At 59.8% G+C, this 15022-nt stretch carries 13 protein-coding genes; 5 read left to right on the top strand and 8 right to left on the bottom strand.

Annotated features, from left to right (window positions below; translation table 11 throughout):
• Positions 1 to 32 precede the first annotated feature (32 nt).
• Positions 33 to 509, top strand: a complete 477-nt coding sequence (locus sake_RS08350) for an RDD family protein (RefSeq protein ID WP_129360934.1) — start codon at positions 33 to 35, stop codon at positions 507 to 509.
• Positions 510 to 570: 61 nt separating this feature from the next.
• Here sake_RS08350 and sake_RS08345 read toward each other — a convergent pair whose 3' ends face one another.
• The 3 genes from sake_RS08345 to lipB all read right to left on the bottom strand — a co-directional run bounded on the left by sake_RS08345 (position 571) and on the right by lipB (position 3226).
• Complete coding sequence (locus sake_RS08345; RefSeq protein WP_371811983.1) at positions 571 to 1317, bottom strand: DUF4191 domain-containing protein; 747 nt, start codon at positions 1315 to 1317, stop codon at positions 571 to 573.
• A gap of 166 nt (positions 1318 to 1483) precedes the next feature.
• Positions 1484 to 2491, bottom strand: a complete 1008-nt coding sequence (gene lipA, locus sake_RS08340; RefSeq protein WP_129360933.1) for a lipoyl synthase — start codon at positions 2489 to 2491, stop codon at positions 1484 to 1486.
• A 54-nt stretch (positions 2492 to 2545) separates the two neighbouring features.
• On the bottom strand, positions 2546 to 3226 hold the full coding sequence (lipB, locus tag sake_RS08335) for a lipoyl(octanoyl) transferase LipB (RefSeq protein ID WP_129360932.1): 681 nt from the start codon (positions 3224 to 3226) through the stop codon (positions 2546 to 2548).
• A 120-nt stretch (positions 3227 to 3346) separates the two neighbouring features.
• Here lipB and sake_RS08330 point away from each other — a divergent pair, with 120 nt between their 5' ends.
• Complete coding sequence (locus tag sake_RS08330) at positions 3347 to 4912, top strand: protein kinase (RefSeq protein WP_178945814.1); 1566 nt, start codon at positions 3347 to 3349, stop codon at positions 4910 to 4912.
• A gap of 3 nt (positions 4913 to 4915) precedes the next feature.
• Here sake_RS08330 and sake_RS08325 read toward each other — a convergent pair whose 3' ends face one another.
• From sake_RS08325 to sake_RS08310, 4 genes are all read right to left on the bottom strand, one after another.
• Positions 4916 to 5266, bottom strand: a complete 351-nt coding sequence (locus sake_RS08325) for a hypothetical protein (RefSeq protein WP_129360930.1) — start codon at positions 5264 to 5266, stop codon at positions 4916 to 4918.
• 167 nt (positions 5267 to 5433) lie between these two features.
• Entirely contained in the window at positions 5434 to 7239 is a 1806-nt protein-coding gene (gene sucB, locus sake_RS08320) for a 2-oxoglutarate dehydrogenase, E2 component, dihydrolipoamide succinyltransferase (RefSeq protein ID WP_178945813.1), read from the bottom strand.
• Positions 7240 to 7307: 68 nt separating this feature from the next.
• Complete coding sequence (lpdA, locus tag sake_RS08315; RefSeq protein WP_129360928.1) at positions 7308 to 8681, bottom strand: dihydrolipoyl dehydrogenase; 1374 nt, start codon at positions 8679 to 8681, stop codon at positions 7308 to 7310.
• A gap of 182 nt (positions 8682 to 8863) precedes the next feature.
• Entirely contained in the window at positions 8864 to 10384 is a 1521-nt protein-coding gene (locus tag sake_RS08310; protein WP_129360927.1) for a leucyl aminopeptidase, read from the bottom strand.
• Between the two features lie 258 nt (positions 10385 to 10642).
• Here sake_RS08310 and sake_RS08305 point away from each other — a divergent pair, with 258 nt between their 5' ends.
• From sake_RS08305 to sake_RS08295, 3 genes are all read left to right on the top strand, one after another.
• Positions 10643 to 11572, top strand: coding sequence for a proteasome assembly chaperone family protein (locus tag sake_RS08305; RefSeq protein WP_129360926.1), 930 nt, complete (start codon positions 10643 to 10645; stop codon positions 11570 to 11572).
• Positions 11573 to 11712: 140 nt separating this feature from the next.
• A complete protein-coding gene (locus sake_RS08300) occupies positions 11713 to 13059 on the top strand; it encodes a DUF4192 family protein (RefSeq protein ID WP_178945812.1) in 1347 nt (448 codons plus the stop codon).
• A gap of 262 nt (positions 13060 to 13321) precedes the next feature.
• Entirely contained in the window at positions 13322 to 14728 is a 1407-nt protein-coding gene (locus tag sake_RS08295) for an RNA polymerase sigma factor (protein ID WP_129360924.1), read from the top strand.
• Between the two features lie 81 nt (positions 14729 to 14809).
• On the opposite strand, the gene sake_RS08290 is transcribed toward sake_RS08295, so the two are convergent.
• Entirely contained in the window at positions 14810 to 15022 is a 213-nt protein-coding gene (locus sake_RS08290) for a hypothetical protein (RefSeq protein ID WP_129360923.1), read from the bottom strand.

Genomic DNA, 15022 nt, shown 5'->3' with positions numbered 1-15022 from the left:
TGTGGGAGTCGCACCTTGGATATCCTGGGTTCATGGCAACTGACCAAAACCCTTCCGGTTCTGAGAACCCACATGGTCCGGAGCGAGCGTCCCCGACTTCATCAGGTCGCCCGGATTATCCGGGCCAGCGTTTGGGGAGACCCGAACGGGGCAAGGGTTCGCTGGCGACCGTACCCTGGCGTATTCTGGCGCTGATTGTGGACTGGGTCATCTGTCTGGGAATCAGCCACCTGTTGCTCGGCTCGGGGGACTCTCTGGTGCATTCCCTGGCGCCCTCAATCGTCTTCTGGGTCTACCAGGGACTGCTCGTCGGTTTCATGGGGCACACTCTGGGGCACTTTGCATTCGGGATGCAGGTTCAGACCATCGGAGGGGAGCCCGCCGGTTTCGCCAAGGCGTTTCTGCGCAGTCTGCTCGTTACCGTGGTCATTCCGATCCTGGTGGTCGACGAGGACGGACGTGGACTGCAGGATCGAGCCGTCGGGACGCTTCTCGTCCGTATTCGCTGAACCACCCACAAATTGGGCCCCCATCCTGAAGGTTGGGGGCCCTTTTCTGCAATGAGCTGGCTTATCGGCCGCGCAGACCCTTACGGTCCGGTCGAGCCTTCATAGGATCCACACCCTTGGGCATCGGCATCCCCTTGTTCAAGGACGCCAAACGGTTGTTCACCGCGTGTACCTCCTGTTGCGTGAGATTCTTCGAGTAACCCTTCATGGTTTTGGTGATTTTCTTGAGGGGAACTTGCCCCTCCCCATTTCCGGCCTTGATGACGTGAATCGGAACATTCGGGGCCACGCGATTGAGCTTTTTCTTCTCCTGGCTGATCAGCGAATTCACTCGGCTTGCCGGGCCCTCAGTGACCAGTACGACGCCGGGACGCCCCAACGCTCTGAAGACCAGATCCTGAGTCCGAGGGTTGACCGCAACGGGCTGCTCTTCCACGATCCAACCACGACGAAGAGTGGACAATGCTGCTCCCGCGGCACCCGTCTGCCCTTCGATCTGGCCGAATGCGGCCTTTTCGGCCCGTCGAGAAAGGATAATCACGCAAACCAGGACTGCTACGGGAATGCCGATGATGAGCCACGTTATCCAGTTGTGCAGAAGCACGCCCACGAGGAGGAAAACCAGAAGAGTTACCAAACCCGCCAGAAGGAGGATCCACGTGATGTTGGGATCCGACTTTCGGGTCATGGTGAAGACTTGCTTCATCTGGGCGAAATAGCCGGGCTTGGAGCCCTTCTTCTTGCGCTTCTCTTCGCGCTTTTCCTCACGCGTGAGCTTGCCGTTCTTGGCAGACTGAGACGACACGATGTTTCCTCATTGCATTTGGGTATTGGTCGGCACTGTGGTGCCCCGGCATTCGGGACCATTCTACGGGAGGAGAACCCTCTCGCGAACTCGAGCACGACGCGAAGCGGCCCCGGGCCAGGAGACCCGGGGCGGCGCCGTAGTGGAGCAGGTTGCAGCCCTGCTGAAGTTACAGGCCTGCGGCGACGAGGGAAGAAGCCTCCTGGCGAGCGGATCCAGTGTCCTGGATGTGTTCCAGGTGCTCCGGGATTGGGCGTCCCATCTTTTCCATCGCCCGCGCCCAGAGGCGCCCGGCACGGTAGGACGAACGAACCATCGGGCCGGCCATGACACCCAGGAAGCCGATTTCTTCGGCGGCTTCGGATAAAGCGACGAACTCCTCAGGCTTGACCCAACGATCGATGGGGTGGAAGAGCGGAGAAGGACGCAAATACTGTGTCAGAGTGATGATGTCTGTTCCCGCATCATGCAGGTCGCAGAGAGCTTCGTAGACCTCGTCATTGGTCTCTCCCATACCAAGGATCAAGTTCGACTTGGTGATCATCCCGCGTTCCTTGCCATGTGAAATGGTCTCGAGTGATCGCTCGTACGTGAATGCGGGGCGAATCTTCTTGAAGATGCGGGGCACGGTCTCAACGTTGTGCGCATAGACCTCAGGGCCGGCATCGACAATCATGTCCAAACGGTCTGGTTTGCCCTGGAAATCCGGGATCAAAATTTCGACACCGGTGTTGGGGTTTTGCTCGTGAATAGCTTCAATGGTCTTGGCGTAATGCAACGCCGATCCATCGGGGAGATCGTCACGAGCGACGCCGGTGACGGTTGCGTAGCGAAGATCCATCTGCTGGATCGAACGAGCCACCTTGACGGGCTCCATCGGATCCAGCGGAGCGGGACGTCCCGTTGCGATATCGCAAAAATCGCAACGTCGCGTGCACGTATCACCGGCAATCAAGAACGTGGCCTCGCGGTCCTCCCAACATTCGTAAATATTGGGGCAACCGGCCTCTTCGCAAACGGTGTGCAAGCCCTGGCTGCGGGCCATCTTCTTGAGTTCCTGGTACTCGGGACCCATCTTGGCGGTGTTCTTGAGCCACGAAGGCTTCTTCTCGATGGGGACCTCAGCGTTGCGCGCTTCTACGCGGAGAAGCTTGCGTCCTTCTGGGGCGATGGTCATGGTCTCTCCTTCGATGTCCACGGCTTGCCGCATAGCGGCCGGCGAACGGAACGATCAGGCTGAAGCCTGTTCGCCACGCGGGATGAATTGTGCGGCCAGGCGGTCGGCATTGGCCATAAGCTCCTGCTCAACACGGTCAACAACATCGGCTGGCGAAATGTTCCGGCCGAGTTGTTCACTGATGGTCGTGACAGACGCATCGGTAATGCCGCAGGGAATGAAGTTGGAAAATGAGGTCAGTTCGTTGCTGCAATTCAGGGCGAACCCGTGCATCGTCGTGTTCCGAGAAACGCGGATGCCGATTGCTGCGATCTTCTTATCCGGTTCTATGCCCTCGCCACGTACCCAGACGCCGGAACGTCCTTCGACCCGCTGTCCGTCGACGCCCAGATCGCGTACGACCTTCATGAGGATTTCTTCCAGAATCCTTACGTACTTCACGACGTCTACCGGTTCGGGCAACTTGACGATGGGGTAGCCCACGAGCATGCCTGGTCCATGCCAGGTCAGTTTTCCTCCACGATCAATGGGCACGACATCGGTCCCATCAGTGGGGTACTCGTGCTTTTCGGTGCGTTTTCCCGCGGTGTATACCGGCGGATGTTCCAAGAGCAACACGGTGTTGTCCTGCTCTTCATTGCTGACGCGGTGGTGAATCTCTTCCTGAAGTGCGAGGGCTTCACGATAGTCCACGTACTCGGGCGCGAGACCGACCCGATTCATGACCAAAGACATGTGACTACCCTACCGCCGTGCGGTAACCCGTCTAAATTGCATGTCGAGAAAATCTTCAAAGATTCCCGAAACCTGTGGATAACGTGATGATTGTCATCTCTGAGGGTGTACACCAGAGGCATGAATCAGACCGCGACCGGAGCACCGGGTGTTGCCGACCCCGATGCAATGGACCTGGACCAATATCGGCTCATCACGAAGATCGGGACGGCCGAAGGCGCGTCCCTATGGTACGCCCGCCTTCGTGGGGAAGGATCTGACGGCTCAGCTTTGGTCGTCGGACGTCGCATCGACTCGTCAGCAGGTTATGAAAAGGCCGCGCAGCTGCGTACGGCTTCCGAGAGGATGATCCGTTTGTACGTTCCACCTCGAGCGGAGTCGGCAGCATTGGCCGTGGCGTCACGTTCCTGGGCAAGCCACATCAACGCCCAGAGAAATTCCATGCGTCATCCCCATATCCTGCATACATACGAAGCGTCGGCCGCCGAACCACTTTCGCCTTTCTTGGTCACCGAATTCCCCGAGGGCGGGTGCTTGCAGAACGTTCTGTCGGTTCGGAAAAGACTCGAGCCGGGGGAGTGCGCTTCGGTGGTGGCTCACGTGGGGAGAGCGATCTCTTGGCTGCACAGTCAAGAAACGGCCTACGGCGATTTGTCCGCGTCACGTGTGTTCCTGACCCGGAACTCGGTCTCGCTGGTGACGCCTCCCTGGCCGGATCCTTGGCGCCAGGACGGCTTTCGGCGGTCGGATGGCGGAAAAGCTCAGGACGTACGCGCATTCGCGGAACTCATCTGGCTGTTGCTGACCGGCCGCCCGGCGGGAACCTGGGAAGACAGAATCCCTTTACCTATGTCCTGTCCAAGCGCTACCAAATCGGTCGTCAAAGTACTCGAGGCCGCCCTCGGGCCGGACCCGTCGTCACGGCCCGACATCCAAGAGATGGCGTTGGTCATTCGTGGTGCCTGGGAAGCAACTCCGGTAGACCTGCACTCTGTGGTCGACGAAGAATTCGCGGCGCGGCTACCAGCGCGGGCCCAACCCCAAGGGCCCAAGGGCACATTGCGACGTAACGTCCCGCAACGCCTGAGCTCACAGCGCACGGTCGTGCAGAACCGGGTCCATGAACTCTGTCGTCGTCACTGGAAGAGCTTGCTCACCCTCGCACTTTTGGCCCTCACCGTGGCCCAAGGAGGAAGTCGTTTGCTGCCGTCTCGGGACAGCCCTGATCCTGTGTCTTCATCCAACGGTCCGGGCTCGTCGTCAACGGCCAGCCAATCAGAGGGCGCGGCCGCACCTCCTCCGCAGCGAGTTCCGGAAGAAGTCACGGGGGCCCTGCCGGAGCTATTCAAGATGCGCGATGAAGCTCTGAGAGCGAGGGACAGTTCCCTCGTCTCGAACTACGCGACAGCAGGAAGCGAGGTGGAAAAAGGGGATATCCAACGTATTGCATTCATGAAGGCCTCCTCGGTGGCGTGGCCGAATCTTGAGACTCGAATCGAGGATATTGAGGTTGAGCCCGGGTCGGATGGGACTGTACGGGCGAAAGCGCGATTGGCCGTCACCGGATGGAGTCCAAAGGAGCCCGGGAACGCCGAAACCGGCGATGGAAGCCAGAGAATCGAAATCCTGCTGGAATCCACCGCCGGTTCGTGGAAGATGCGGTCCGTAGACCCGGTGAGGGAGTGAGACTTAATTCCAGAGCGTTGCAACGGCGATGTTGATCAGAGAGAGGCCCCCAACCGCGTGGGCGATCCCTGTGGAAACTTGTTCTCCGCGCTTGAATTTGCGCTGTCCAATGAAGGCTACGACCGCGATGACAAGGCCGATGACCAGTTTGACTCCCAACTTGATGTGGTCGACCGCGCCACCTCCCATCTCGAGGATTCCGAACATCAAGAGTCCAGTAACAACTTGCAGGAGAGCGGCGTAGAACTGGACCGGAACGACCCGAGGAGTCTTGAAGTACGCGACCCAGAGACCGAAGACCAGGGCGGCGCCGACGATGTGAAGGAACAGAAGAATAGACATAAGGACAGACATGAGGCCATTCTATGATTCGACGACCCGTTTAGCGTCATTCTGTCAGCAAAATGTGTGGGGACTCGCACTCAGGCGATGATGCGGCTTCGCGCTGTCGCATTAAACAGCCGAAGCGGCCGCCCCAGTGGGGACGGCCGCTTCGGCGACTAGGGCTGATGCGGGTGGCTCTACAGTCCAACCTCGGACTCGAACTGGCCTTCTTCCAAGCGCTTCTTGAGAGTCTGGAGGAAACGACCGGCATCGGCGCCGTCGACCAACCGGTGATCATACGTCAGCGAGAGGTAGCACATCTGGCGGATCGCGATCGTGTCATTGCCATCGGCGTCGGTCACGACGACAGGGCGCTTGACGATCGTTCCGGTGCCCAGGATGGCGACCTGTGGCTGGTTGATGATCGGGGTGTCGAACAGGGCCCCGAACGAACCGATGTTGGTGATTGTAAACGTGCCACCGGACAGTTCGTCCGGTCCGATCTTGCCGGACTTGGTGCGCTCTCCGACGTCGGCGAGCTTTTTGGCCAGACCGGCCAAGTTCAGATCACCGGCGTTGGAGACAACGGGAACCAACAGACCGCGCTCGGTATCCACCGCTATCGCGATGTCCTCGGAGTCGTGGTACGTGATTTCCTTCGAATCCGCGTCGTAGGAAGCGTTCAGCTTCGGGTGCTGCTGCAGAGCCTCGGCAACGGCCTTGGCGAAGAAGGGCAAGAACGTGAGCTTTGCTCCCTCGCGCGACTGGAAGGACTGCTTGACCCGGTCGCGCAACTTGGAAACCCGCGTCATATCCACTTCTGCGACCTGGGTCAGCTGAGCGGAGACGTCGAGGGACTCCTTCATACGCTTGGCGATGGTCTGGCGAATGCGCGGAGCCTTCTCCGTTTTGCCACGCTTTTCGGTGTCTACGGCCGGGGCCTTGGGGGCTTCCGAAGACTGCGAGGAAGCCGCCTCGGCCGGAGCATTGGACTCCTTCTGAGCCGGAGCCGAAGCCTTCTTGGCGTCGATAGAAGCCTGAACATCCTGCTTCCGGATGCGGCCACCGACACCGGTTCCCTTGACAGTCGACAGGTCGATACCTTCTTGCTTCGCCAGCTTGCGCACCAGCGGGGTCACGTAAACCTCGCCGGAACCCTGCGAAGAATCGGAACTCTGTTCGGGAGCTTCTTCCTTCTTCTCCTCGGCCTTGGGGGCAGACTCTTCTGCCTTGGGAGCGGCCGTCGGCTGTTCTACCTTGACCTCCTCCTCGGCGGGCTCATCGGACTTCTTGGCCTGAGGCGCCTGCTCCTGCTTGGGCTCGGACTTCTGATCGGAGGGCCCCGAGGAGTCCGAAGACGACGTCGCGGCGCCTTCTTCGCCCACGATCGCCAGAACCTGACCGACTTCGGCTTCTTCGTCCTCGTCGACCTTGATTTCAAGCAACGTCCCGGCGACGGGGGAGGGAATCTCGGTGTCTACCTTGTCGGTGGAAACCTCGACCAGCGCCTCGTCAACCTCGACGGAATCGCCGACGGACTTGAGCCAGCGGGTGACCGTACCTTCGGTGACAGACTCACCCAGAGCGGGCAGCGTGACTTCTTGACCTTCTCCGCCGGCCGAACCCGAGGACTGCTCCTTTTCCTCAGAAGCCGCGGGGGCTTCTTCGGTAGGAGCCTCGTCCTGTGCTGGTTCCTCGGCCGGCGCTTCCTCAGCTTCGGATTCGGAGGCCGATTCGTCGGAGCCGGAGGAGTCCGATGCGCCTGAACCATCACCAATACGCACGAGCGGCGCGCCAACCTCGACCTCTTCGTCCTCGTCGACCAGAATTTCTTCAATGGTTCCGGCGACGGGGGAAGGGATCTCGGTATCGACCTTGTCGGTCGAAACCTCGACCAACGGTTCGTCGACCTCTACGGTGTCGCCGACGGACTTGAGCCAGCGGGTAACGGTTCCTTCAGTGACGGATTCGCCCAATGCGGGCAGTTCTACGGTTTCAGACATCGTCTCTTCCCGTTCTCCTTGTGAATAGTGCCTGTGTAAGTTCTAGCGGTGTACGGACGAACCCGGTTCTAACCGTGCAACGGGTGACCGGCGAGTGCCATGGCGGCTTCACCCAGCGCTTCGTTCTGCGTCGGATGGGCGTGAATCAATTTGGCGACATCCTCCGGGTAGGCCTCCCAGTTGACGATCAACTGGGCCTCGCCGATTTGCTCACCGATACGTTTGCCGATGGCGTGGACGCCGACAATGGGGCCGTCTTTCTCGCGTACGAACTTGATGATGCCGTTGGCGCCGAGGATCGAGCTCTTGCCGTTTCCGGCCAGGTTGTACTCGGCGACCTCAATATTGTCGTCGCCGAACTTTTCCTTGGCCTTGGGCTCGGTATAGCCCACCGAGGAGATCTCCGGATCCGAGAACGTGACCTTGGGGATGTTGATGTCCTCGACGATGATCGGGTTGAGACCGGCGATCTCTTCTGCGATGAAGATGCCCTGCTGGAAGCCTCGATGTGCGAGCTGGAGTCCAGGAACGATGTCGCCCGCGGCATAGACGTTTCCAACACCCGTGTGCAGACGCTCGTTGGTGATCACGAAGCCACGATCCATGGTGACGCCGGCTTCTTCGAAACCCAAACCTTCGGTGTTCGGTCCGCGGCCGACAGCCACGAGCACAATGTCCGCGTCGAATTCCTTACCATCGGTCAGCGTGACCTTGGCGCCGTCGTCGTTCTGCTCAACCTTGTCGAAGAAGGTCCCGAGGTTGTACTTGATGCCACGCTTCTTGAAGGTGCGCTCCAAGACCTTGATGATCGAGGGGTCCTCATTCGGAACCAGGTGCGGCAATCCTTCGATAATCGTGACGTCCACACCCATCGCGCGCCACATCGATGCAAATTCGGAGCCGATCACTCCGCCGCCGAGAATGATCGCTGACTTCGGGAGGTAGTCCATTTCGAGGGCCTGCGTGGAGGTCAGAATGCGTCCACCGATCTCCAGGCCGAAAGTCTTGGAAACCGAGCCAGAGGCCAGAATGATGTGCTTGCCCGTGTACTCGGTGCCGTTGACGTCAATGGTGTTTTCGCCGGTCATCTTGCCTGCGCCATCGATGACGGTCACGCCGCGCATCTTCAGGAGCCCCTGAAGGCCTTTGAACTTGCCCGCGATGATGTTGTCCTTGTAATCGCGGATAGCACCCATATCGATGCCTTCGTACTTGACCTTGACACCGTACTTTTCGGACTCGCGGGCTTCCTCCGCTACCTCTGCCGAGTGGAGGTAAGCCTTCGTCGGGATGCAGCCCCAGTGAAGGCATGTACCGCCGACTTTTTCCTTTTCGATGAGCCCGACGCTGAAACCGAGCTGAACCGATCGAAGTGCGGCGGCGTAGCCCGCGCTACCGCCGCCCAAAATAAGAATGTCGAAAGCATTTGCCGAATCGGCCACGTGGACGCTCCCTCGCGTTGGTTACGGGCTCTTTCGGCCCGTCGCTGATGTTCAATCGCTCCCACCTTATATCTCAGGTCGGCTCCGACTCCACTTATTGACAACTTGACACAAAGGGCGCCCTCGAGAGGCTACTCACATCTCGGGGACGCCCTTGAGGTCAGGCGGGAGTTATGACTGCCCTAGTCAGCCAGGTCTTCTATGAGGTTGACCAGTGTAGCCACGGATGCGCCCGTTCCGTTCTTCGGGACAAAGCTGTACGGGGAACCCTCGTTGTACGCGGGTCCCGCGATGTCCAGGTGGGCCCAAGGAATTTTGCGGCCATCTGATTCGCCCACGAACTCCTGCAGGAACAATCCCGCGATCAACATGCCCCCGTTGCGGCCCGCACCGATGTTTTTCAGATCGGCGGCTTCGGTCTTCAGCTCTGACCGCATGTAATCAGGCAGCGGCATGGGCCAGAAAGGCTCGCCCGCGCGTTCCGACGCCTCGATGACGCGGCCGCGCAGATCCTCCTCGCCCATGACCGCTGCATAGCGAGAGCCCAAAGCGACCATTTGCGCGCCGGTGAGGGTAGCAACGTCCAACATGAAGTCCGGTTCGGATTCCGAGGCGAAGGCCAGGCCGTCGGCCATCACCAGGCGGCCTTCGGCGTCCGTGTTGAGGACCTCGACGGTTTTGCCGCCCCGCATGCTGAGTACGTCGTTCGGCTTCGTCGCTGAACCGGACGGCATGTTCTCGGCAATGCACAGGTAGCCGGTGACTCGGATCGGCAATTCGAGTTCGCCCGCGGCGGCCACGGCGTTCAGGACTGCTGCTGCGCCGCCCATATCGCATTTCATGGTCATCATGGACCCGCCGGGCTTAAGTGAGATCCCGCCCGAATCGAACGTGATGCCCTTGCCGATGAGGGCAACGCTCTTCTGAGCATTTTCGGGGTAGTAATCGACCTTGACGAGTCGCGGCGAGCGGGCCGAGCCCTTGCCGACACCGAGGATGCCGCCGAATCCGCCTTCCTCCAGGTCTTTCTCGTCGAGAACTTCACATGTCACGTTGTCGACGCTGCTGACCCTCTCGACGGCGCGGTCGGCGAAAGTCTGCGGATACAGATCGTTGGGGGCCTCGTTGACCAAGCGACGAGCGTTGTCGACCGCTTCGCCCAGAATAAGGGCTCTGGTGAGTACTTCGTCCGCAGCCTCGAGGCTGATCTCGCTCACGATCGCGACGTCGGAAACCGGCTCACGATCCACTACCTCCTGGGAAGTGCGACGCCCGGCGTCGAAGAATGCGCCGTAAGCGGCACCCTCAGCCAGGGCAGAGACCTCAGAAAGGCTGGTCGCCGGGAGGTTGAGGGCCACGGAGTCGAAACCGATGAGCTGTCGGACGGCACTGCCTGCTGCCGCGCGAAGCGCATCGAGCCTTTCGGGTCCATTCGCCGGCAGCGAACCCAGGCCGGCCAGAACGATGAGTCCTGGGTTGTCGTCCCCGTATCCGGGGAGGCGATGAATCTGGTCAGCTGCTCCAGTGACGCCGAGGTCCTCCAACCCTGCTTCGATGGCGTCTGCGCTCTCCATGTCGAGAACGGAAGGCGTCAATTCGGGGCCGTCCTCGCCCTGGACGACGCCGATGACGAGGGCTTGTGCCTCGATGCTTTCGGCGTCCGGACTGACGATGGAAAACGCGAGATCGGTGGACTCTGTCAAACCATGCTCCTTGCTGTGATCGGTGGATACGGAATCGTCACTGCTCACGAGGGCGCATGGTGCGCGCGGCGTCACAGCAGTGTGGGAAATACTCAGCCTGTCGGAATCGTTACACCTGTACAAGGATTTCTGTAGTTTCCCACGCTCCAGCCTAAGCGTTGCGCTTGGTGGTTAGTGAGGAAAGCGGGGATAATTTCTGAAAACGAGGTGGGCCGCACTTGCGGTGGTTCACTTGGAGACAAGGTGAGGGGTAAGCCGATGCAAGATCCGCAGAAGTTGTATTTGGGTCATCAGGGTCTGCTGAACGACCCGCGGCTCCGGGGTCTGGACCTCGTCGTGTCTCTGACGGGTTTCGCAGAAGCCGGGTTTACCGCTCAGCAAGTCTCTGAGGCGATTCTCGCGGAGCTCGATGCGGAAGAGCTCGTCGAATTCGACGTCGATCAGCTTTACGATTATCGGTCGCGTCGACCCCGAGTGCGTTTCATCGAGGATCACTTCGAAGACGTCAATCTTCCCGAACTGAAGCTCTATGCCGTGACTGACGGTCTGGGACAACCGTTCTTGTTGCTCGCCGGGCCCGAGCCTGACCTGCAGTGGCAGCGTTTCACCGAAGCGGTGACCGAGCTGGCCGAGAAGCTCCAGGTGCGTTTGGTCGCGTCGATCGCTTCGATGCCGATGCCGGTGCCTCACACCCGTCCGTTGCCTGTGACCGCGCACGGAAACCGGCACGACCTGATTCAGGGCATCTCACCGTGGAAGCCCCTGGCCGAGCTGGGGGCGTCAGCGGGGCACCTCCTGGAGGTCGAATTCAGCCGACGCGGATTCGACACGGTGGGGTACACCGTCAATGTCCCGCAGTATCTCTCGGAGGCTGAATTGCCCCAGGCCGCCGTGACGGCACTGGAACACCTCAGCGCGGCGACCAAACTGAATTTGCCGACCGACCATCTGCGGGAAGCGGGCCGTGAGGTCGAACAGCAGATCAATGAGCAGGTCGGGAGCTCGGCGGAGGTCCAAGGTGTGGTCAACCATCTTGAAAAACGATACGACGAAACCATGACCGAAGCCGGTCCGCGCTCCTTGCTTGCACGCGACGAGTCCGAAATACCGGATGCGGACGAGCTGGGAGCAACCATCGAACGTTTCCTCGCTGAACACGAAGACGACGAGAGCGAATCCGGCTCTTAGAACCTCTTTCGAACAAACCGAAGGAAAGGCCGCTTCCACAAGGAAGCGGCCTTTCTGTTTCGAGCCGAGTTATACCCAATTCTGTGGCCGATTGGGCGCCGATGGCGGCTGAGCTCTGAGTTTTGAGGCAGCTTGATGTCATGAACAATTCACGCATGTCGCGGACCGAGCCTTCGCCGATGGGCACCGCGGCAAAAGATCCTGAAGATGTTTTGGCGTACATGCCCTATGCGTTGGGGTATTGGCCGCAAGAGTCGCTCCTTCTCGCTTCGGCCTCCGAGTCCTACCTCGGACCGTGTCTGCGGATCGACCTGCCGACGAGCCTTTCAACGGTTCCTGAATGGACTGCAGCGCTGCCACCGGTTGTCGAGACCCTGGCCTTTCGCACCGAGAACAAAAGGGTCTTCGCGGCGGCATTCACCGGGCACACCGCATCGTTGGAAGTCACGGCGCCGAGGGACGGCTCAGCGGTCGAAGCGTCAAGCTACTTTGTATGCGGGAGAGTCGTGATGGCTGCATTGGCTCAGGCAATGGCGGTTTCGTCCCGATTCGGTTTGCGGGGAGAGACAACCTGGGTCGTGGACCGAGCCCACGACCGTTGGGGGACCCTTCTGCCATTCGACGATACGGTTGAGGCCAGTTCTGCGCATCGCATTGACTCTGTGGACCCGAGGCGCCCCGCGCGGGAGGTAGTGGCTGTCCCTGGCCCAGCATGGCCCGTCCTCCGAGGCGGAAACATCCGGACGATCCTCTCAAGCCCGTTAGGCGCTGCTTTGGTTTTCCAAGGCCATGTCGTGAGAGATGCCGGAACCGCTGTCATGGACGACCGTCGTCTACCAGGCTTTTGGGAACTCGCTTCGGTGCTAGGAGCCTCGGCGGCGGCGTCGATGCGACGGCAATTCGATGAGGTTGTCTCTCATGAACGATCTCACGGGTGCCCGGGTATCTACGAGGTTTCCCGCCTCATCGGGCGCCTGGCCGCTCAATTCGAGAGGAAGAGAGACGCCCGAGCGGCGGCTGTGGAGTGCACCAAGACTTTGTCTGCAGGTGAATGCGTCGCAGTGGCCGCTTGGATGGACAAACCGATCGGAATATACGTGCTCCTTACCTGTGCGGCTGCCGGACCCGGTGCCGCCCGGAGACTGACGGACCGCACAGCCGGGGGCGCTCACGCGGACACGGCTTCCGACATGTCTGACGGAGCGGCTCTGATGACTGGGCGAAGAGAAGAAGAGATCTCCGTGCCGCGCGTTCAGGCGTTGAGGGTTCTTTTGAATGCGGTCGAACAGCTCGGTACCACCGAGATGTCGGACTGCGCGAGCGTTGCCAATGCTTATGTGAGCTGGTTTTTCGGGTTGAACAGTCAAGCTGGCCGTTACCTTCAGCGCGTTCGGACATATCCCGGAAAAGCACACGCAGCCCTTCTTCACGCCGTCATGGACAACCGTCCGCTGCCGCGCTGGTTGGGCCGTTATCAGGAGGGCTAATGAACAGAAATAGGTCAGGGCGGAAAAATCTGACAGAATATTGCTTCGAAGACCCCGTCTTGCCTACGGTGCACTGCACCTCACGTGGTTCGACGAATTGACGTTCCAATCAGGGAATAAACGCGGCGCAAGCCAAGTTGTCCTGTGTGTACGGCCTTGCAAGTCCACGTGATATTCCCGTAATTTCCGGGAACCCGGGCTTGACAGGGTCATAGGTGTTTTACCCACCTGCGCACACAGGACATGGAAGAAAGGTTTTTGAGTGTCACCAGTTGCACACAAGAAGTCGGAATCCGGAGATACCCAGGTCGAGGATATGACCACGGGTACCGCCGGAGTAAAGAAGAGCGCCGACTCCGCGTCGTCGCCAAAAACCACTACGGCTTCCAAGAGCACGGCTCAGACCAAGACCACGGCCAAGACGGCCGCTTCTAAGTCGACCGCTAAAAAAGCTGCTCCGAAGAGGACGGCCGCAAAGTCTGCTACCAAGAAGCCGGCGGGGGACAAGTCCACCGTTGAATCAGCGGATTCGACGACCGCTTCCAATGATTCCAAGTCGGAAGATGTTGTTTCGCTCGTTGAAGGTCCGGCAGCCGAAGAGGAAACCGACGCCGTCGACGAACTCGAAACCGAGAAGCAAGGGGACGAGGACCCCGATCGGGAAGAGAAGAAGACGGTTGCCGCCAGGGGTAACGGTTTCGTGATCTCCACGACCGATGACGACGACGAGCCCGCGCAGCGAGTTATCGCTCCGGGTGCCACGGCCGACCCGGTCAAGGATTACCTCAAGCAAATCGGTAAAGTTTCCCTGCTGAATGCCGAGCAGGAGGTCGACCTCGCTATGCGCATTGAGGCTGGCCTGTACGCTGAGCACAAGCTCAAGGACAACAAGGACTCGCTCAGCGCCAAAGAGCGCAAAGAGTTGCGCTGGGTCATCCACGACGGAAAGCGTGCCAAGAACCACCTGCTCGAGGCCAACCTGCGCCTCGTGGTGTCTCTGGCCAAGAGGTACACCGGGCGTGGGATGCTCTTCCTGGACCTGATCCAGGAAGGGAACCTCGGTCTCATCCGTGCGGTTGAGAAGTTCGATTACTCCAAGGGCTTCAAATTCTCCACCTACGCCACCTGGTGGATCCGCCAGGCTATCACTCGAGCGATGGCCGATCAGGCCCGCACAATCCGTATCCCCGTGCACATGGTCGAGGTCATCAACAAGCTTGCCCGAGTCCAGCGGCAGATGTTGCAGGACCTTGGCCGTGAGCCCGCTCCGGAAGAACTGGCCAAGGAATTGGACATGACCCCGGAAAAGGTCGTCGAGGTTCAGAAGTACGGGCGTGAACCGATTTCGTTGCATACTCCTCTGGGCGAAGACGGCGATTCCGAGTTCGGAGACCTGATCGAGGACTCCGAGGCAGTGGTGCCCGCAGACGCAGTTTCCTTCACCCTGTTGCAGGAGCAGTTGCATTCCGTCCTGGACACGCTCTCGGAACGGGAAGCGGGCGTCGTCGCCATGCGTTTCGGTATGACCGACGGTCAGCCCAAGACCCTCGACGAGATCGGTAAGGTCTACGGGGTGACTCGCGAGCGTATAAGGCAGATAGAGTCCAAGACGATGTCGAAGCTTCGGCACCCGTCGCGGTCTCAGGTCCTTCGCGACTACTTAGACTAGAAACGGACACAAAAATGCCCCGGATCGCAACTGCGATCCGGGGCATTTTCTCATCCCTGGGGATGAGGCTCGCTGAGCGAATTAAACGGAGGGAGTAGTGCTCAAGCGATCGCGCTCGTCCTGCCACAAGCCGGCCATGGGGCGAAGCTTGTCTTCGTTGGTCGTCGCGTGGTGAGCACAAAACAGCAACTCGCCGCCAGTGTTCTCGAGGACAACGCGAACGTAGGCCTGCGCCCCGCAGGAATCGCAACGGTCAGTTGCGTTGAGCTCCCGAGCTTCCAATGTCGCCGTCAT

Origin of the sequence: Kocuria sp. TGY1127_2, assembly GCF_013394385.1 — a bacterium.
Lineage (GTDB): Bacteria > Actinomycetota > Actinomycetes > Actinomycetales > Micrococcaceae > Rothia.
The sequence above is the reverse complement of the archived record's forward strand: the minus strand, read 5'-3'. Positions and strand labels throughout refer to the sequence as shown.

Bases quoted from the DNA above. Each gene is read 5' to 3' on its own strand.
- sake_RS08305 (WP_129360926.1), top strand. From the start codon at position 10,643: ATGCAAGATCCGCAGAAGTTGTATTTGGGTCATCAGGGTCTGCTGAAC.
- lipA (WP_129360933.1), bottom strand. From the start codon at position 2,491: ATGACCATCGCCCCAGAAGGACGCAAGCTTCTCCGCGTAGAAGCGCGC.
- lipB (WP_129360932.1), bottom strand. From the start codon at position 3,226: ATGTCTTTGGTCATGAATCGGGTCGGTCTCGCGCCCGAGTACGTGGAC.
- sake_RS08290 (WP_129360923.1), bottom strand. From the start codon at position 15,022: ATGACGGCGACATTGGAAGCTCGGGAGCTCAACGCAACTGACCGTTGC.
- sake_RS08350 (WP_129360934.1), top strand. From the start codon at position 33: ATGGCAACTGACCAAAACCCTTCCGGTTCTGAGAACCCACATGGTCCG.
- sake_RS08330 (WP_178945814.1), top strand. From the start codon at position 3,347: ATGAATCAGACCGCGACCGGAGCACCGGGTGTTGCCGACCCCGATGCA.
- sake_RS08325 (WP_129360930.1), bottom strand. From the start codon at position 5,266: ATGTCTGTCCTTATGTCTATTCTTCTGTTCCTTCACATCGTCGGCGCC.
- sucB (WP_178945813.1), bottom strand. From the start codon at position 7,239: ATGTCTGAAACCGTAGAACTGCCCGCATTGGGCGAATCCGTCACTGAA.
- sake_RS08300 (WP_178945812.1), top strand. From the start codon at position 11,713: ATGAACAATTCACGCATGTCGCGGACCGAGCCTTCGCCGATGGGCACC.